Annotated in this window: 15 protein-coding genes; 7 read left to right on the plus strand and 8 right to left on the minus strand. The window is 69.1% G+C overall.

All coding sequences use genetic code 11. The features are described from left to right. Window positions 1-27: 27 nt before the first annotated feature. The gene (locus ACE4Q9_RS16885; RefSeq protein WP_397985059.1) at window positions 28-2,400 is read right to left on the minus strand and encodes a DUF6049 family protein; all 2,373 of its coding nucleotides are present in this window, start codon (window positions 2,398-2,400) and stop codon (window positions 28-30) included. 275 nt (window positions 2,401-2,675) lie between these two features. On the opposite strand from ACE4Q9_RS16885, the gene ACE4Q9_RS16890 reads away from it, so the two are divergent. Then, the gene (locus ACE4Q9_RS16890; protein ID WP_397985060.1) at window positions 2,676-4,142 is read left to right on the plus strand and encodes a CCA tRNA nucleotidyltransferase; all 1,467 of its coding nucleotides are present in this window, start codon (window positions 2,676-2,678) and stop codon (window positions 4,140-4,142) included. A 67-nt stretch (window positions 4,143-4,209) separates the two neighbouring features. Here the strand turns inward: ACE4Q9_RS16890 and ACE4Q9_RS16895 are convergent, their stop codons facing one another. From ACE4Q9_RS16895 to ACE4Q9_RS16905, 3 genes are all read right to left on the minus strand, one after another. Next, on the minus strand, window positions 4,210-5,514 hold the full coding sequence (locus ACE4Q9_RS16895) for an MFS transporter (RefSeq protein ID WP_397985061.1): 1,305 nt from the start codon (window positions 5,512-5,514) through the stop codon (window positions 4,210-4,212). 197 nt (window positions 5,515-5,711) lie between these two features. After that, entirely contained in the window at window positions 5,712-6,794 is a 1,083-nt protein-coding gene (locus tag ACE4Q9_RS16900) for an inositol-3-phosphate synthase (protein ID WP_397985062.1), read from the minus strand. A 43-nt stretch (window positions 6,795-6,837) separates the two neighbouring features. After that, window positions 6,838-7,521 carry a PadR family transcriptional regulator gene (locus tag ACE4Q9_RS16905; RefSeq protein WP_397987243.1) on the minus strand — a complete coding sequence of 228 codons (684 nt, stop codon included), beginning with the start codon at window positions 7,519-7,521 and terminating at the stop codon, window positions 6,838-6,840. Between the two features lie 396 nt (window positions 7,522-7,917). On the opposite strand from ACE4Q9_RS16905, the gene ACE4Q9_RS16910 reads away from it, so the two are divergent. Both ACE4Q9_RS16910 and ACE4Q9_RS16915 read left to right on the plus strand, forming a co-directional pair. After that, a complete protein-coding gene (locus tag ACE4Q9_RS16910) occupies window positions 7,918-10,626 on the plus strand; it encodes a transglycosylase domain-containing protein (protein WP_397985063.1) in 2,709 nt (902 codons plus the stop codon). 130 nt (window positions 10,627-10,756) lie between these two features. Next, window positions 10,757-12,307: a glycosyltransferase family 87 protein gene (locus ACE4Q9_RS16915; protein WP_397985064.1), complete on the plus strand. Its 1,551-nt coding sequence runs from the start codon at window positions 10,757-10,759 to the stop codon at window positions 12,305-12,307. Between the two features lie 144 nt (window positions 12,308-12,451). Here the strand turns inward: ACE4Q9_RS16915 and ACE4Q9_RS16920 are convergent, their stop codons facing one another. The 3 genes from ACE4Q9_RS16920 to ACE4Q9_RS16930 form a co-directional block, all read right to left on the minus strand. Then, window positions 12,452-13,483, minus strand: a complete 1,032-nt coding sequence (locus ACE4Q9_RS16920) for an alanine racemase (protein WP_397985065.1) — start codon at window positions 13,481-13,483, stop codon at window positions 12,452-12,454. A gap of 83 nt (window positions 13,484-13,566) precedes the next feature. Next, a complete protein-coding gene (gene femX, locus ACE4Q9_RS16925; RefSeq protein WP_397985066.1) occupies window positions 13,567-14,688 on the minus strand; it encodes a peptidoglycan bridge formation glycyltransferase FemX in 1,122 nt (373 codons plus the stop codon). A gap of 180 nt (window positions 14,689-14,868) precedes the next feature. Beyond that, window positions 14,869-15,180, minus strand: coding sequence for a hypothetical protein (locus ACE4Q9_RS16930; RefSeq protein ID WP_397985067.1), 312 nt, complete (start codon window positions 15,178-15,180; stop codon window positions 14,869-14,871). 282 nt (window positions 15,181-15,462) lie between these two features. Here ACE4Q9_RS16930 and rpsF point away from each other — a divergent pair, with 282 nt between their 5' ends. From rpsF to rplI, 4 genes are all read left to right on the plus strand, one after another. Next, entirely contained in the window at window positions 15,463-15,753 is a 291-nt protein-coding gene (gene rpsF, locus ACE4Q9_RS16935) for a 30S ribosomal protein S6 (protein ID WP_037650441.1), read from the plus strand. A gap of 73 nt (window positions 15,754-15,826) precedes the next feature. Then, entirely contained in the window at window positions 15,827-16,414 is a 588-nt protein-coding gene (locus ACE4Q9_RS16940; RefSeq protein ID WP_397985068.1) for a single-stranded DNA-binding protein, read from the plus strand. Window positions 16,415-16,455: 41 nt separating this feature from the next. Then, the gene (gene rpsR / locus ACE4Q9_RS16945) at window positions 16,456-16,692 is read left to right on the plus strand and encodes a 30S ribosomal protein S18 (RefSeq protein ID WP_003949403.1); all 237 of its coding nucleotides are present in this window, start codon (window positions 16,456-16,458) and stop codon (window positions 16,690-16,692) included. A gap of 18 nt (window positions 16,693-16,710) precedes the next feature. Then, window positions 16,711-17,157 carry a 50S ribosomal protein L9 gene (gene rplI, locus ACE4Q9_RS16950; protein ID WP_397985069.1) on the plus strand — a complete coding sequence of 149 codons (447 nt, stop codon included), beginning with the start codon at window positions 16,711-16,713 and terminating at the stop codon, window positions 17,155-17,157. A 163-nt stretch (window positions 17,158-17,320) separates the two neighbouring features. Here the strand turns inward: rplI and ACE4Q9_RS16955 are convergent, their stop codons facing one another. After that, a complete protein-coding gene (locus ACE4Q9_RS16955) occupies window positions 17,321-18,658 on the minus strand; it encodes an MATE family efflux transporter (RefSeq protein ID WP_397985070.1) in 1,338 nt (445 codons plus the stop codon). Between the last annotated feature and the right edge of the window lie 328 nt (window positions 18,659-18,986).

Consider the following 18,986-nt stretch of genomic DNA (forward strand, 5'->3'; position numbering starts at 1 on the left):
TCCCGGGCCCACCGGCCACGACATCGCTCAACGGTCCACTCTCTCACCCGTCCCGGACGGGTCGGTGCTTTCCGGTGCGGTGTCCGGCGCAGGGTCACTCGGCTGCTCCGGGTCGTCTGCCCCGGCGGCGGAGTCGGACTCTTCGGGGAGACGATCTCCGGGTGCGCCGGGGTTCCCCGGCTCGTCGGAGGGCTCTCCGGCCGTGCCATCGCCGCCCTCCCCGCTCTGGCGGGCGGCGGCGCGCTTGCGCTGGGTGTACATGCGGAAGCCGGCGAGGACGAGGAGCAGCACACCGCCGCCGATGACCAGCATCACCGTGGGGGTGACCTCGGTGACCTTCACATCGAAGCTGACGGGGGCGCCGTACTCCTGGCCGTCCTCGGTGTACAGCTGGGCGATCACCGTGGCGCGGCCGTTGGCATTGGCCGAGGTGGTGAACTTCACGGACTGGGCGTGGCCGCCGGCGATGTCGACGGGCTGCTCGTAGTACGCCTTGCCGCCGATCTTCAGTCGGGTCGGCTGGGTCGAGGTGAGGCGCAGTACCAGGTGGCCGACCGGCTGGACGAGGTTGTTCTGGACGGTCACCGGGATGGTCGCGCTGCGTCCGGAGAGCTTGGTCTCGGACTTGTCGATCAGCCGGACCTGTCCGGCCAGATCGTCCAGCCAGGACTTGACACCGCTGCGGAAGCCGTCCCCGGCCTCGGACTGGCCGCGCCACGAGGTGGACATCCCGCGGTTTATGGCCCGCCCGAAGGGGGTGACCACGCGGGACTGGTCGGAGAGGATCACCTGGAAGTCGTCGAGCTTGTCCTGGGTCCGGGCGATCTGCTGGAAGGCCGAGGCCGGCAGCTCCTGCCGGCGCAGGGACGAGGGATAGGCGGACGTCGACGGGATGCGCGTGGTGGCGTTCGGATCGGGCTTGGCCTTGGCCGCCGCCGTCAGATCCTGCGCCTGGGACCAGGTGCCGCCCTGGAGCGCCCGCACGGCCGCGGCCATCGCCTTCGCCTGGGCCGCCGTGGGCAGGCGCTGCGGGGCGACGACGATGCTGCGCTGCTGGTCCGTCTGCGCGTTGATCTCGAGACTCTGGGCCAGGAACTCCTGCACGGCGAGCGTGGCGGAGTCCGCCTTCGTCAGATCGCCCTCGAAGGCCGTGGACAGCTTGGCGTCGGCGACGACCGCCGTGGTGCCGCCGCCGACCGGGCGGGCGGCGGAGGGCGTGTACGACAACCCGGCCGTCTCCTGGAGGCTGTCGCTGCGGGCGATCACCCGGTCCGCCCCGGCGGAGGTCGCGACCCGCATGATCGACGGGTCCACGGCGCCGTCCACCGGCCACGCGTAGTCGGTGCTCGGGGTGACGTGGAGCACGGTCTTCACGGTGGTGGCGGCGACGTCGGTGGCGTCCTTGAGATGGCTGAGGGAGCCGGTGACGCTGGTGCCGCGGTGGGCGAGGGAGGCCAGGTCGGGATCGGCGAAGGGCAGGGCGACGACCTCCTTGCCGACCACCGCCTTCTGGAGGTTCGCCAGCCACTGCTTGGCGAGCGCCTGGTGCTCCTTGGGGCCCGCGACGGTGGTGTCGCCGGCGCCTTGCAGCCGGTAGTTGCCCGATGCCATGGCGTCCACGGAGGCCAGCAGGTCCGGGTCGATCACCCAGGTGACGTCCAGGTCTTTGCCCAGGCTCACCAGCTGGTCCAGCCGGCCGCCCGGCGCGAGCTCCTTGGCCAGCTCGTCGTCGAGGAACACCGGCGTCTGAAGCTCGCCGGCGCCCGTCTTGGCCGTCATGTGGACGGTGGACAGCAGCGGCCACAGGACCGTCGTCCTGCTCCGCGGGTCGGCGTCGGACGACTGCCACGGCAGGAACGTCCGCTGGCCGCCGAGCACCTGCTGCCAGGGCTGGGCGGAGGTCTGCCCGGACAGGGCGACCCCGAACTCGTAGACACCGTTCGCGCCGAGGTCGAGCTTGTCCACCGGCACGGAGATGCTGAAGTGCTGGGCGACGCCCGGCGCCAGCTTGGCGAACTTCTGCTCGTACTTGCCGCCGACCTCGGAGCCGTTGACGCCCTGGATGTCGTCGGGGTGCCGGGCCACGTCGTCGATCCCCGAACGGGTGTTCAGCATCGGGCCGACCCGCAGGCCCACATGGGCGCCGATGACGGTCTGCTTGCCGTTGTTGGTCACCGTGCCGGCGACGGTCAGGGTGTCGCCGTCCGTGGGGGCGTTGGGGGCCAGCGAGTCCAGGGCGACGGACACCTGGTCACCGGACGCGGCCGCGGCGGGCGCGGCGGCGGGCAGCTGGAGCAGCCCTGCCAGCAGGGGCGCCCCGGCGAGCAGGGCTCCGGTGCGCCGCAGCCACCGGCGCGCGGGTGAGGCACTGGTCCCCTGGAAGTCAGCCGCCTCGGCCACGCGCTCGCCCGTCCCTCGTCGTCTCAGTGGTCGTCGGAATGTGCGTCCCCGCATGGTAACGAGACGCGCTGAGCGGAAGTGCCGCGGTCCAGGTCACAAGATCGCCGGGTGAGGACAACCCGTCCCCTATATCCAGTATCGAGGGGAGAGTGTCCGTACGCCGCAAGAGCTGCGCTTGCACGGGTATGCCGGAAGCCGTCCGGGAACCGCTGCGGCCGGGCCCCGGCCCGAATGGGGGCGCCCCGGAGCGTCCGGGGCACGTACCCTCTTCTGTTGTGCCGAATCCCAACGAAGACACTCCCTCCGCCCTGAGCCAGGCGCAGCAGCGCGCGGTCACCGAGCTGCTGCGGGTGGCGCCGGTCGCCGACGATCTCGCCCGCCGATTCCGGGAGGCGGGGTTCTCCCTCGCCCTGGTCGGCGGGTCGGTGCGCGACGCACTGCTCGGCCGGCTCGGCAATGATCTGGACTTCACCACCGATGCCCGTCCCGAGGACGTGCTGAAGATCGTCCGGCCGTGGGCCGACGCGGTCTGGGAGGTGGGGATCGCCTTCGGTACCGTCGGCGCGCACAAGAGCGCACGGGTCGGGGACACCGGCATGACCTTCCAGATCGAGATCACGACCTATCGGTCGGAGGCGTACGACCGCACCTCGCGCAAGCCCGAGGTGTCCTACGGCGACTCCATCGAGCAGGATCTGGTCCGCCGGGACTTCACGGTCAACGCGATGGCCGTGGCCCTGCCGGAGAAGGAGTTCATCGATCCGCACGACGGCCTGGCGGACCTCGCGGCCCGTGTGCTGCGGACGCCGGGCACGCCGGAGGAGTCCTTCTCGGACGACCCGCTGCGGATGATGCGGGCCGCCCGGTTCGCAGCCCAGCTGGACTTCGAGGTCGCCCCCGAGGTCGTCGCCGCCATGACGGACATGGCCGGGCGCATCGAGATCGTCTCGGCGGAGCGGGTCCGGGATGAGCTGAACAAGCTCATCCTCTCCGACCACCCGCGCAAGGGGCTGACCCTGCTCGTCGACACCGGGCTCGCCGCCCAGGTGCTGCCCGAGCTGCCGGCCCTGCGCCTGGAGAGCGACGAGCACCACCGGCACAAGGACGTCTACGAGCACACGCTGATCGTTCTGGAGCAGGCGATCGCGCTGGAGGAGAACGGCCCCGACCTCACGCTGCGGCTGGCCGCGCTGCTGCACGACATCGGCAAGCCGCGCACGCGCCGCTTCGAGAAGGACGGCCGGGTCTCCTTCCACCACCACGAGGTGGTCGGCGCCAAGATGACCAAGAAGCGCATGACCGCTCTGAAGTACTCCAACGAGCTGGTGAAGGACGTCTCCCGGCTGGTCGAACTGCATCTGCGCTTCCACGGCTATGGCACCGGGGAGTGGACGGATTCAGCGGTCCGCCGCTACGTCCGTGACGCGGGTCCGCTGCTGGACCGCCTGCACAAGCTGACCCGCTCCGACTGCACCACCCGCAACAAGCGGAAGGCGGCCGCGCTGTCGCGGGCCTACGACGGCCTGGAGGAACGCATCGCCCAGCTCCAGGAGCAGGAGGAGCTGGACTCGATCCGCCCGGACCTCGACGGCAACCAGATCATGGAGATCCTGGGCGTCGCTCCCGGCCCGGTGATCGGCAAGGCGTACAAGCACCTGCTGGAGCTGCGGCTGGAGAACGGCCCGATGGAGCACGACGCCGCGGTGGCTGCGCTCAAGGAGTGGTGGGCCGGACAGGAGTGAGGGGATCGGCCCGGCGTATGTTTCACGTGAAACATACGCCGGGCCGACCGCGCCGAGGGTCGATGTTTCACGTGAAACATCGACCCTCTTTCCGTCTCCCCGCTCCCCGGAGTGGCCGTTCGACGTACGTCAGCAGCGCGGCGACGAACGCATAGATCACGGCGGCCAGCATGACCAGCAGCGGGGATCTGCCGTCCGGCGGAAGCATCAGGGCCGCCACACCGGCCGCGCCGACGAAGGCCACGTTGAAGAGGACGTCGTAGACGGAGAAGATCCGCCCGCGAAAGCCGTCGTCCACGCAGGACTGGACGATGGTGTCGGTGGCGATCTTGGCGCCCTGGCTGATCAGTCCCAGCACGAAGGCGGCGACGAGCAGCGGTGCGGTGGCAAACGGCAGACCGAGCGCGGGCTCCAGCACCGCGGCCGCCGCCGAGCACACCACGATCCAACGGAGCGGCCCCAGTCGTCCCGCCACCCAGGGGGTGACCGCCGCCGCCACGAAGAACCCGGCACCGGACAGGGCCAGCGCCAGACCGAGCAGCCGCAGCCCTTCCTCGGGGCCGGACGCGAGGGTGTAGCGGCACAGCATGAGCAGCAGGACGAGTAGCGCGCCGTAGCAGAAGCGCATCAGCGTCATCGAGGCCAGCGCCCAGGCCGCCTCCCTGCGCCGCGGGGCGGCCAGATGCCGGATGGCGGCGAGCAGATCGCGTGCCGTGTCGGCGAGCGCGGTCATGAGGTGCGGTTGCAGCTGCTGCCGGTCGGGGCCGAGCAGGGCGGGCGCCATGCTCAGGGAGACCAGTCCCGCGCAGAGATACAGCAGGGCGCCCAGCAGCACCACCGCGGCGTCGGAGCCTGAGGACAGCAGCCGTACCCCGAAGGCGAGTCCGCCCCCGGCCGTCGCGGCGAGGGTGCCGGCCGTCGGGGACAGGGAGTTGGCGATCACCAGCCGCTCGGCGTCGACCACGCGGGGCAGGGCCGCGGACAGCCCGGCGAGGATGAAGCGGTTGACGGCCGTGACGCACAGCGCGGAGGCGTAAAAGAGCCAGGCGGGGACATCGCCCGCCATCAGCGCGGCGGTGCCGACGGCCAGCAGGGCGCGCAGCAGATTGCCGTGGACGAACACCTGGCGGCGCCGCCAGCGGTCCAGCAGGACACCCGCGAAGGGGCCGACGAGTGAGTAGGGGAGCAGCAGCACCGCCATCGCCGAGGCGATCGCGGCCGCCGAGGTCTGCTTCTCCGGGGAGAAGACCACGTAGGCGGCGAGCGCGACCTGGTTGACGCCGTCGGCGCCCTGGGACAGCAGACGGACGTACAGCAGGCGCCGGAAGTACCGCAGGCGCAGCAGGACGCGCAGATCACGGACGACGGGCATGGGGCACAGCCTCACACATGCGGAAGGTCCCCGGGCCGGGACCCGGGGACCTTCACAGCCCTGGCAGGAGCGATTTTGTACGAGCCGTTCCCCGTGGCGCGCCCTGCTCCGAGGAGCCGGCGCGCCACGCCGTCAGGCGGTGCCGAGCTTGAGCGCCCTGCGCCGCGCAGCGCTTGAGCGCCCTGCGCCGTGCCGGACTAGCGCTCGACGTCGCCGCGGATGAACTTCTCGACGTTCTCGCGGGCCTCGTCGTCGAAGTACTGCACCGGCGGGGACTTCATGAAGTACGAGGACGCGGAGAGGATCGGGCCGCCGATGCCGCGGTCCTTGGCGATCTTCGCGGCGCGCAGGGCGTCGATGATGACACCCGCGGAGTTCGGGGAGTCCCAGACCTCGAGCTTGTACTCCAGGTTCAGCGGGACGTCACCGAAGGCGCGGCCCTCGAGGCGGACGTAGGCCCACTTGCGGTCGTCCAGCCAGGCCACGTAGTCGGACGGGCCGATGTGGACGTTCTTCTCACCGAGGTCCCGGTCGGGGATCTGGGAGGTGACGGCCTGCGTCTTGGAGATCTTCTTGGACTCCAGGCGCTCGCGCTCGAGCATGTTCTTGAAGTCCATGTTGCCGCCGACGTTCAGCTGCATCGTGCGGTCCAGGATGACGCCGCGGTCCTCGAACAGCTTCGCCATGACGCGGTGCGTGATGGTGGCGCCGACCTGGGACTTGATGTCGTCACCGACGATCGGCACACCGGCCTCGGTGAACTTGTCCGCCCACTCCTTGGTACCGGCGATGAAGACCGGAAGGGCGTTGACGAAGGCGACCTTGGCGTCGATGGCGCACTGGGCGTAGAACTTCGCCGCGTCCTCGGAGCCGACCGGCAGGTAGCAGACCAGAACGTCGACCTGCTTGTCCTTCAGGACCTGGACGACGTCGACCGGCTCAGCCTCCGACTCCTCGATCGTCTGGCGGTAGTACTTGCCCAGACCGTCGAGGGTGTGACCGCGCTGCACGGTGACGCCGCTGTTCGGCACGTCGCAGATCTTGATGGTGTTGTTCTCGGAGGCGCCGATCGCGTCCGCGAGGTCGAGGCCGACCTTCTTGGCGTCCACGTCGAACGCGGCCACGAACTCGATGTCGCGCACGTGATAGTCACCGAACTGCACGTGCATCAGGCCGGGGACCTTGGCCGCCGGGTCGGCGTCCTTGTAGTACTCGACTCCCTGCACCAGCGACGCGGCGCAGTTGCCCACGCCGACGATGGCTACGCGAACCGAACCCATTCCGGTTGCTCCCTGTGTGTACGAGTGAGGCCCTGACTGGGACTCACGTGGCGGTGTCGCCGGGCGTATCCGTCCGGGAAGTGCTCCCGCGACGGGGCAGGCCGCCCGTCGATCCAGTGGTGTTGTCCTGTTGAGCGGGCCCCCCGGACGCGGAACTTCTCAGGTCGCGTCCGGCTCGCTCGCTCTCGATGAGCTCGTTCAGCCAGCGCACTTCGCGCTCCACGGACTCCATCCCGTGGCGCTGGAGCTCGAGTGTGTAGTCGTCCAGGCGCTCCCGCGTCCGGGTCAGGGAGGCGCGCATCTTCTCCAGGCGCTCCTCCAGCCGGCTGCGCCGGCCCTCCAGCACGCGCATGCGCACATCGCGGGAGGTCTGCCCGAAGAAGGCGAACCGTGCGGCGAAGTGCTCGTCCTCGTACGCGTCAGGACCGGTCTGCGAGAGCAGTTCCTCGAAGTGCTCCTTACCTTCCGCCGTCAACCGGTAGACGATCTTGGCGCGGCGTCCGGCGAGGGGAGCGGCGAGGGCGTCCTCGTGGGTGTTGCCCGGTTCCTCCGTCAACCAGCCGTTCATGACCAGCGTCTTGAGGCAGGGGTACAGGGTCCCGTAGCTGAAAGCGCGGAACACACCCAGGGACGTGTTGAGTCGTTTACGCAGCTCGTAACCGTGCATAGGGGACTCGCGCAGCAGGCCGAGCACGGCGAACTCGAGGATGCCGGAGCGCCGGCTCATCATCGCCTCCTCCCGGCCCACGGCTCCCACCGCAGGTCTCCCAGTGCCTTCTCAGCGTCTTTATCTCGCGCTGATGTATCGACTCGATACATCACGACGATAGAACGGTGTCCCGCATGCGACAAGAGGGACGGTGGTGAACGGGATCACATAACCGATTCGTAGGATGCAACTTGCCTGGTTTGCGGTGAACTTCGGGGCTCGGCGGGTTTTGGCGGTGCGTAGTCTGTGCGGCATGCAGACCACCGGGAACCATGCGACGCCTGGGGAGCGTCGTCGTCCCCGGTGCAGTACGGGTGAAATGCGCGACCGACCACATCCGTACGTCGGGGGGACCGGAAACCAGCCGCCAGTCCAGGCGCGCAAGGGTGCGCCTGCCCGAGGAGTAATCGTTCGATGAGCGAGCACCGTCGCAAACCGCCGCAGCCGCAGGGAGGCGGACGTGCCGCGGCCCGACGCGGCCAGCCCGGTTCGTCCCCCGGCCGCCGCGCGGCACCGCGAGGCGCCAGCGGATCGCCTGCCGACTCTCCGGGAGACGAGGGGCGGTCGTACGGCGGCCGTGCCGAGGCCCGGCGCGCGGCCCAGAAGAGCGGTGGCGGACGCCGCAGATCCGAACCCGGGGGCCGCCGCGGCGGTCCGGGCGGCCCGTCCGGACCCGGACGCGGCCGGGGGCGCACAGCTCCGCCCGGCAAGAAGCGGATCATCGACTATCCCCGCACGGGCAAGTACGGATGGCGCCGTTGGGTGCCGTCCTGGAAGCTCGTGTCGGGCATGTTCATCGGCTTCATCGGCTGTCTGGTGGCTGTCGCCGGCATCGGGTACGCGATGGTGAGCGTCCCCGACGTGGCCAAGACCGCGCAGGCGCAGAACAACGTCTACTACTGGTCCGACGGATCGGTGATGGTCGCGACCGGCGGTGAGATCAACCGTCAGATCATCAACTACGAGGACATTCCCAAGGAGATGCGCTACGCCGTCATCTCCCAGGAGAACAAGACCTTCGAGACCGACAGCGGCGTGGACCCGAACGGCATCGCCCGCGCGCTCTTCAACATGGCGCGCGGCGGTCAGACCCAGGGTGGTTCGACGATCACCCAGCAGTACGTCAAGAACGCCATGCTCGACGACCAGTCGCAGACGCTCTCCCGGAAGTTCAAGGAGATCTTCGTCGCGATCAAGGTGGGTGCCACGGTGCCCAAGCCGAAGATCATGGCCGGTTATCTGAACTCGGCGTACTTCGGCCGCGGCGCCTACGGCATCCAGGCGGCCTCGCGCGCGTACTTCAACATCGACGCCAAGGACCTCAATCCGGGTCAGTGCGCCTTCCTCGCGGCGATGCTGAAGGGCGCCACCTACTACGACCCGGCCGGCGCGACCTCGCTCGACCCCGCCGCCACGGCCGAGGCGAACAAGAAGCGCGCTCTGGCACAGATGCAGGACACCCTCGACAAGATGGTCAAGTACGGCCACTTGAGCGCCGCCGAGCGTGCCAAATACACGACGCTCCCCCCCTCGCAGAACCCGCGGTCGAACAGTCGGCTCAGCGGCCAGATCGGTTACCTGGTCGACCTCGCCAAGTCGTACCTGATCAACAACAGCGACAAGACGCACATCACCGCGGACGATCTGCAGAAGGGTGGCTACCGGATCCACACGACCTTCGACAAGAAGAAGGTCAACGCGCTGGAAGCCGCCATCAAGAAGGTCCAGAAGGCGAACATCAAGCCCAAGGAACGTCCGAAGTACGACACCTACGTCCAGTTCGGCGGCGCCTCGGTCGACCCGTCGTCGGGTGCCATCAAGGCCATCTACGGTGGTGAGGACGCGACCAAGCACTTCACCGACAACGCCGACTCGACCGGCGCCCAGGTGGGTTCGACCTTCAAGCCCTTCGTGCTGGCAGCCGCGATGAAGTGGGGTGTGCGCGACCCGCACGGGCCGCCGGACCAGGGCCTGGACCAGCGCACGATCGCCTCTCCCAAGAGCCTGTACAGCGGCAAGAACGGGCTCAAGATCGAGAAGTACGACCACACCGTCTGGACGGACAAGGACGGCAAGGAGTGGTTGCAGACCAACGACGGCGATGACTCCGTCGGCAGCCCACCGGACTACAAGATCGACCTTCGTGAGGCGATGCAGTTCTCGGTGAACTCCGCCTATGTGCAGCTCGGCATGGACGTGGGCCTGGACAAGGTCGAACAGTCGGCGCTGTCCGCGGGCCTGCTCAAGGGCAGCCTGGCCAGCTCCAACTACCCGTCCTTCTCGATCGGCACCTCCGACCCGAGCGCCATCCGCATGGCCGGCGCCTATGGCACCTTCGCCAACAGCGGCAAGCAGAACGACCCGTACTCGGTCGAGAAGGTCGAGAGCAAGGACGGGGTCGTCTACACGCACGAGGTGAAGCCGAAGGAGGCCTACCCGGCGAACGTGGCGAACAACGTCACCGACGTCCTGCGGACCGTGGTCGACAAGGGCACGGGCACCAACGCCCAGCTGCCGGGCCGCGAGGTGGCCGGCAAGACCGGTACCACCGACGGCAACAAGTCGGCCTGGTTCGTCGGCTACACCCCGCAGCTGTCCACCGCGATCAGCATGTTCCGCCTGGACGACAACGCGAATAACAAACAGCGCACGTTCCTGCAGATGTACGGAACGGGTGGCCAGAAGCAGATCCACGGCGCCTCGTTCCCGTCGGAGATCTTCCACGACTACATGACCCAGGCGCTTCAGGGGCAGCCGGCGCTGAGCTTCCCGATCCCCCAGCCCATCGGCCAGGTCGTGAACGCCGAGCCGAGCCCGTCGCCGTCCCCGTCGATTGAGCCGAGCCCGTCCACCAGCCCGTCGACGAGCCCGTCATCGAGCCCCAGCACCTCCCCCAGCCCGTCGAACAGCCAGAGCTGTGGCTTCTTCGGCTGCACCGACGGCGGCAACGGCAACGGCGGCGCCAACGGCAATGGCAACGGCGGGGACGGCACCGGAGGCGTGGACGGCGGGCCGTCGCCCTCGACGTCCACCGACCCCGGCACCGACGGAGGCACCCGCGGCAACGGGAACGGCAACGGCAACGGGAACGGAGGCACCCTCTGGGGAGGCGCGACGGGCTAGCCCGATCGGTCCGACCGATTGGCGGCCGGATCGCCCGCCGTGCCTGTTTCACGTGAAACATGGGCCGCCGCACTCACCGGGTGCGGCGGCCCTCCGCGTTTTCATGGACTGGTACGGCAGGATGTGGGGCATGCCCAGCGCAGAGACGACACCTCCGGGCGTGTACGAGCCCGAGCCGGAGCGGCCCGCCCCACCGGAACCGGAACCGGTGCGGCCGACCAGGGAGGACGAGGTCGCCGCGGCCGGCAGTGAGCTGGTCGGAGGCCCCATCGGGCGGTACGCCCTGCTCGGAACCTCCTGGTGGACGCCCGTGAGGGTCGTCGCACTCGTGGCGATCGGCATGTTCGCCCTGGGCCTGGTCCAGAAGGCGCCGTGCTACCACAGCGCCTGGTTCTTCGGCGCCAGCTCCCAGTACACCAAGGCCTGCTACTCCGATATCCCGCACCTCTACCAGGGCCGCGGCTTCGCCGATCACCTCGTGCCCTACTTCGACCGGCTCCCAGACGATCTCTCCGGCGGCATGGGGTATCTGGAGTACCCCGTACTGACCGGTGTGTTCATGCAGGTGGCCTCGTGGCTGACCCCGCACAGCGGCGGCATCCAGCACCAGGAGCAGTGGTACTGGTTCGTCAACGCCGCGCTGCTGATGGTCTGTACGGCCGTGCTCGCCGTCTGCGTGGCCCGTACCCACCGGCGGCGCCCCTGGGACGGCCTGCTGGTCGCCCTGGCGCCCGCCGCGGTGCTGACCGCCACCGTCAACTGGGACCTGCTGGCGGTGGCGCTGACGGCCGCCGCGATGCTGATGTGGTCCCGCAGCCGCCCGGTCGCCTTCGGCGTCCTCCTGGGGCTCGCCACGGCCGCCAAGCTCTACCCGGTGCTCCTGCTCGGTCCGCTGCTCGTGCTGTGCTGGCGGGCCGGCCGATGGCGGGAGTACGGACAGGCCGTGGCGGGAACGGTGGTCGCCTGGCTGGTGGTGAACCTGCCGGTGATGCTGTTCGCCTATCCCGGCTGGTCGAAGTTCTACTCGTTCAGCCATGACCGGGGCGTCGACTTCGGCTCGTTCTGGCTGATCTGGTCCCAGAACTCGGATCACCCGCCCAGCACCGACTTCGTGAACACCGCCGCCACCGTGCTGATGGTGCTGTGCTCCCTCGGTATCGCCGTGCTCACGTTCACCGCCCCGCGCCGGCCGCGCTTCGCCCAGCTGGCCTTCCTGATCGTGGCGGTCTTCGTCCTCACCAACAAGGTCTACTCGCCGCAGTACGTGCTCTGGCTGGTGCCGCTGGCGGCCCTCGCGCGGCCCAAGTGGCGGGACTTCCTGATCTGGCAGGCGTGCGAGGTGGCGTACTTCCTCGGCATCTGGATGTACCTCGCCTACACGACCAGCGGAGACGCCCACAAGGGGCTGCCGACACACGGCTACCAGTGGGCGATCGCGGTGCACCTGCTCGGCACGCTGTACCTGTGCGCTCTTGTCGTACGCGACATCCTGATGCCGGAGCGGGACGTGGTGCGCCGGTCCGGGGACGACGACCCCTCGGGCGGGGTGCTCGACGGGGCGGAGGACGTCTTCGCGTTCGCCGCGGTGGCCCCGCCGCCCCTGCACGCCGGCCGGCCCGAGGCGCCGCAGGTGGAGTGGGGCAGGCCGGAATCGGCGTCCCCGCCGGGCTGTTCGCTGTGAGCGAACAGCCCGGCTGAACCGTCCACGCAGGTTCGTCCCGAGGCGGGAGCCGAGAGCATGAAGAAGGCCGTACACGGAGCTCCGTGTACGGCCTTCCCGCTGTTGTCGGCCGGCGCTGTGGACCGGCAGGCCGCGAGGCCGGTGTCAGCAGTCCACGATGCGGTCGAACTGCGTGGTGGTGTGCCGCAGATGGGCCACCAGCTCGTCGCCGACCTTGGGCTCCGGGGCGTCCGAGGGGACGAACAGGATCGACACCTGCATGTGCGGCGGCTCGGCGAACCAGCGCTGCTTGCCGCCCCAGACGAACGGGGAGAGGTTCCGGTTGACCGTGGCGAGACCGGCGCGGGCGACGCCCTTGGCACGCGGCATGACGCCGTGCAGCGCCTTCGGGGCCTCCAGGCCCACCCCGTGCGACGTACCGCCCGCCACGACCACCAGGAAGCCGTCGGAGGCCGCCTTCTGCTGCCGGTAGCCGAACCGGTCGCCCTTGGTCACCCGCGTGACGTCCAGGACGGCACCGCGGTACTGGGTCGCCTCGTGGTCCCCCAGCCACAGCCGCGTGCCGATGCGGGCGCGGAACCGGGTCTGCGGGAACTGCTGCTGGAGCCGGACGAGTTCGTCGGCCTTGAGGTGGCTGACGAACATCGTGTGCAGCGGCAGCCGGGCCGCGCGCAGCCGGTCCATCCAGCCGATGACCTCCTCGACGGCGTCCGAGCCGTCGGTGCGGTCCAGCGGCAGATGGATGGCGAAGCCCTCCAGACGCACGTTCTCTATGGCCTGGTGCAGCTGCGGCAGGTCCTGCTCGCTGATGCCGTGCCGCTTCATCGAGGACATCACCTCGATGACCACACGGGCGCCCACCAGGCCGTACACACCGTCGATCGAGGAGACCGAACGCACGACCCGGTCGGGCAGCGGCACCGGCTCCTCGCCGCGCCGGTAGGGCGTCAGCACCAGCAGGTCGCCGCCGAAGTAGTCCTTGATGCGCGCGGCCTCGTACGTGGTGCCGACGGCGAGCAGGTCCGAGCCGAGCCGGGTGGCCTCCTCCGAGAGCCGTTCGTGCCCGAAGCCGTAGCCGTTGCCCTTGCAGACCGGGACCAGGCCCGGGAACTGCTCCTGCACGTGCTTGTGGTGCGCCCGCCAGCGCGCGGTGTCGACGTAGAGCGTGAGCGCCATGGCCGGACCCGGACCCTTTCTCGTGGCTGAGGTGTATCGGGGGTGTGAGTGCTGTGCACCCTATGGAATCAAACGTCGGCGGCTCAGCGGCGCGACATGTAGATGTCGAGCGCCTTGTGGAGCAGCTTGTTCAGCGGGAAGTCCCATTCGCCGAGGTACTCGGCGGCCTGTCCGCCCGTGCCGACCTTGAACTGGATCAGGCCGAACAGGTGGTCCGACTCGTCCAGCGAGTCGGAGATGCCGCGCAGGTCGTAGACGGTGGCCCCGAGCGCGTAGGCGTCGCGCAGCATGCGCCACTGCATCGCGTTCGACGGCCGGACCTCGCGGCCGATGTTGTCGGAGGCGCCGTAGGAGTACCAGACGTGCCCGCCGACGATCAGCATGGTGGCCGCGGACAGGTTCACGCCGTTGTGCCGGGCGAAGTACAGCCGCATGCGGTTGGGGTCCTCGGTGTTGAGGGCCGTCCACATACGCTGGAAGTACGACAGGGGGCGCGGCCGGAAGTGGTCACGCACGGCCGTGATCTCGTACAGCCGCTGCCACTCGGCGAGGTCCTGGTAGCCGCCCTGGACGACCTCGACGCCGGCCTTCTCGGCCTTCTTGATGTTGCGCCGCCACAGCTGGTTGAAGTTCTTGTGGACCTCTTCCAGGGAGCGGTTCGCCAGCGGCACCTGGTAGACGTAGCGCGGCTGGACGTCGCCGAAGCCCGCGCCGCCGTCCTCGCCCTGCTGCCAGCCCATGCGGCGCAGCTTGTCGGCGACCTCGAAGGCGCGCGGCTCGATGTAGTCGGCCTCCAGGTCGCGCAGGCGCTTGACGTCCGGGTCCTGGATGCCCTTCTTGATCGTCTCGGCGTTCCAGCGCCGGATGATCACCGGCGGGCCCATCTTCACGGAGAAGGCGCCCTGCTGCTTCAGGTGCGCGAGCATCGGCTGGATCCAGTCGTCGAGGTTCGGCGCGAACCAGTTGATGACCGGGCCCTCGGGCAGATAGGCGAGGTAGCGCTTGATCTTGGGCAGCTGGCGGTAGAGCACCAGGCCCGCGCCGACCAGGTGACCGGTGCGCTCGTCGAACCAGCCGAGGCTCTCCGAGCGCCACTCCGCCTTCACGTCGGCCCAGGCCGGGACCTGCATGTGGCTCGCCGACGGCAGGCTCTGGATGAATGCCAGATGCTGCTCTCGGCTGATGGTCCTCAGGGTCAGGCTCATGTCGGGGCGCTCCTCGGGCTGGTGTGTCCCCATGGGTACAGGGGCTCCGGCTCTCGCGCCGAAGCCTACTGCGCCCGCTGAGCGCCCCGATGGGGCGGACGGCTTAGAAGGGGCCGCCCGCGCGGGACGGCCCGCACGGAGATCGTCTTCGCACAGGCCGCTCCGGGAGGAACCGGGTCGTCAGAAGAGGCCGCCGAACAGCCCGCCGTGCGCCATGCCGATCAGCAGGCCGACGCCCGAGGCGCCGAGGCCCAGGATCAGTCCGAAGCGCTCGCGCGTGGTCACCGAGACCCACTGCCCGTACGCGCCGGTGAAGATGCCGACCAGGCCGGCCCAGGACGTGAGCAGGTGCAGGCCGGGGAAGAACGAGGTGATGAAGGACAGCAGGCCCAGGACCAGCGTCACGGCCATCAGGATGTCCGGGAGCGGATGGGTCTTGCCGTCGCTGGCGAACAGGGATCCGGCGGTGTTGGGCTGCAAAGCCTGTGCCATGGGACACCTCCTGCGGAAGGCGGCGCATCGTAGCGCCGTACACACCCGACGTGTACAGATTGTCGGCCCTCACGGCCGGATTTCAACCGGAAGCGGGTGTGCGGGTAGTCTGTACCGTCTGCACCGGTGTCTGCCCGGATCCGCGGCGGGGAATCCTCGCGGAGCCCTGATCGTCAGCGCAAACCTCTGATTGTCAGTGCCGGCCGATACCGTTGCGAACGCATTCGACCCTCCTGCCACGGAACGACCGTGGCCGCTGAGTCCAAAGGAGGTGGGTTCCACATGCGTCACTACGAGGTGATGGTCATCCTCGACCCCGATCTCGAGGAGCGTGCTGTCTCCCCGCTGATCGAGAACTTCATGTCCGTCGTCCGTGATGGCGGCGGCAAGGTGGAGAAGGTCGACACCTGGGGCCGTCGTCGTCTCGCCTACGAGATCAAGAAGAAGCCCGAGGGCATCTACTCGGTCATCGACCTGCAGGCCGAGCCTGCGGTCGTCAAGGAACTCGACCGTCAGATGAACCTGAACGAGTCGGTCCTCCGGACCAAGGTCCTCCGTCCCGAGATGCACTGAGCTCCGGCTCAGCTGATCCCGGGATTCGAGTAGCAGCAAGCAGCCAGCAGCAAACCCGCCGAGAGGTTCCCCCATGGCAGGCGAGACCGTCATCACGGTCATCGGCAATCTTGTCGACGACCCCGAGCTGCGCTTCACCCCGTCCGGTGCGGCGGTCGCGAAGTTCCGCGTCGCGTCCACTCCCCGCACCTTCGACCGCCAGACCAACGAGTGGAAGGACGGCGAGAGCCTGTTCCTGACCTGCTCGGTCTGGCGCCAGGCGGCGGAAAACGTCGCCGAGTCGCTCCAGCGAGGCATGCGCGTGATCGTGCAGGGCCGGCTGAAGCAGCGGTCCTACGAGGACCGTGAGGGCGTCAAGCGCACGGTCTACGAGCTGGATGTCGACGAGGTCGGCCCCAGCCTGCGCAACGCCACGGCCAAGGTCACGAAGACCTCCGGCGGTGGCGGCGGCCGCGGTGGCCAGGGTGGTTACGGCGGCGGTGGCGGCCAGCAGGGCGGCGGCTGGGGCGGTGGCTCCGGTGGCGGTCAGCAGGGCGGCGCTCCCGCCGACGACCCCTGGGCGACCGGCGCTCCCGCCGGTGGCAACCAGGGTGGCGGCGGCTGGGGCGGTGGCTCCGGCGGCAGCGGTGGCGGCGGCTACTCGGACGAGCCTCCTTTCTAGGGCTCGTATCCCAAACTTCTTGATCACACAGGAGAGACACCATGGCGAAGCCGCCTGTGCGCAAGCCTAAGAAGAAGGTCTGCGCTTTCTGCAAGGACAAGGTCACGTACGTGGACTACAAGGACACGAACATGCTGCGGAAGTTCATTTCCGACCGCGGCAAGATCCGTGCCCGCCGCGTGACCGGCAACTGCACGCAGCACCAGCGTGACGTCGCCACGGCCGTGAAGAACAGCCGTGAGATGGCGCTGCTGCCCTACACGTCCACCGCGCGATAAGGGAAGGGTGACCGACTCATGAAGATCATCCTCACCCACGAGGTCTCCGGCCTCGGTGCCGCCGGCGACGTTGTCGACGTCAAGGACGGCTACGCTCGCAACTACCTGATCCCGCGGAAGTTCGCTATCCGCTGGACCAAGGGTGGCGAGAAGGACGTCGCGCAGATCCGTCGTGCGCGCAAGATCCACGAGATCCAGACCATCGAGCAGGCCAACCAGGTCAAGGCCCAGCTCGAGGGCGTGAAGGTCCGTCTGGCCGTTCGCTCCGGCGACGCCGGTCGTCTCTTCGGTTCCGTCACCCCGGCCGACATCGCGTCCGCGATCAAGGCTTCCGGTGGCCCCGAGGTCGACAAGCGCCGCATCGAGCTGGGCGCCCCGATCAAGACCCTGGGCTCCCACGAGACGTCCGTGCGTCTGCACCCCGAGGTGGCCGCCAAGGTCGCCATCGAGGTCGTCTCGGCGTGACCCAGCGCTCGGTCTGAGCAGCTGAGAGAGGGGCCGTACCCATCGCGGGTACGGCCCCTCTTCCATGCCCGGCGCGTCCCGGGGGGCGCCCGGCGCATGTTTCGTGAAACAGCCAGCGGACCGTGCCGGCCATCGGACCCTGTCGGTCATCGGCTCGTGCCGGTCAGCGGGTCGCGCCCGTCACGAGCCAGCGGCCCGAGCGGCTGCGCCACCAGAGGGTGGCCATACGAACGGTCATCATCAGCGTCATCGCGGCCCAGACCGCGGTCAGCCCGCCGCCCAGCGCCGGAACGAGCAGGGCCGCCGGTACGAACACCGCCAGGGTCACCAGCATCGCCCCGGCCAGGTACGGTCCGTCGCCCGCGCCCATCAGTACCCCGTCCAGGACGAAGACGATCCCGCAGACGGGCTGCGACAACGCCACCACCAGCAGAGCGGGCAGCGCCGTGGCCGTGACTGCCGGGTCGCTGGTGAACAACGGCAGGAGGAGCGGCCGGGCGGCGACGACCAGCAGTCCGAGTACGACCCCGGTGGCGATGCCCCACTGGACCATCCGCCGGCAGGCCGCGCGGGCGCCCTCGGCGTCGTCCGCGCCGAGGTAGCGGCCGATGATGGCCTGCCCCGCGATCGCGATGGCGTCGAGCGCGAAGGCCAGCAGGTTCCACAGGGACAGAATGATCTGGTGGGCGGCGATGTCCGCGTCCCCGAGACGGGCCGCGACCGCGGTGGCGATCATGAGGATCGCGCGCAGCGACAGGGTGCGGACCAGGAGCGGGACACCGGCCTGTGCCGAGGCCCGGATCCCGGCCGCATCCGGGCGCAGGGACGCTCCGTGCCGGCGGGCGCCGCGTACGACCACGGTCAGATAGACGGCCACCATGGTGCACTGCGCGATGACCGTGCCCCACGCGGAACCGGCGATGCCCAGACCGGCGCCGTAGACCAGGCCCACGTTGAGGGCGGCGTTGGCGATGAATCCGGCGACGGCGACATAGAGCGGCGTCTTGGTGTCCTGGAGACCGCGGAGCACTCCAGTGGCGGCGAGCACCATGAGCATGGCCGGGATGCCCAGGGAAGAGATGCGCAGATAGGTCGTGGCATAGGGGGCCGCCGTGGTGGAGGCGCCGAAGAGGTCCACGATGCGGGGCGCCAGGGGAAGGACGACGGCGATGACGGCGACCCCGAGCAGGAGCGCGAGCCAGATGCCGTCCATGCCCTGACGGATGGCACCCTGGCGATCGCCCGCGCCCACCCGGCGGGCGACAGCGGCCGTGGTGGCGTAGGCGAGGAAGACGAAGACGCTCACGGCGGTGGTCAGGAGGGCGGAGGCGACGCCGAGACCGGCGAGCTGGGCGGTACCGAGGTGGCCGACAATGGCACTGTCCGCCATGACGAAGAGAGGCTCGGCGACGAGCGCGCCGAAGGCCGGGACGGCCAGCGCGACGATCTCTCGGTCGTGCCGCCGACGGGTGGCCTCGGGGATCTCGGGAGCCTGGGTCATGGGCGCTAATGTAATCGTCCACAGGTAAGAGATGCAATTGCACTGTGACCCTTACTTATGATCCTGGTCGCCGTCTGCTCGCGCACCGTTCGAACCGATCTTGGTCCGACCGGGAAAGTTTTTCTTCTGCACAGCCGGTGGACGCCGAACCCGCAGGTCAGAGACGTGACGTTATGGGGATCGAGGGCTTGTTCACAGGGCTGTCCACCGGGTCGTGCACAGGTTTCGGCGAGTTCTCCACAGCATCCGGGCCGTCGTCCACATGGCCTGTGGATAACCAGATTGGCTGACGGTGCCGCGGGGCCTACCGTTGTCCGGCGCCCGCTCC

This window comes from Streptomyces sp. AM6-12, assembly GCF_044327085.1.
In the GTDB taxonomy this organism is placed as follows: Bacteria; Actinomycetota; Actinomycetes; order Streptomycetales; family Streptomycetaceae; genus Streptomyces.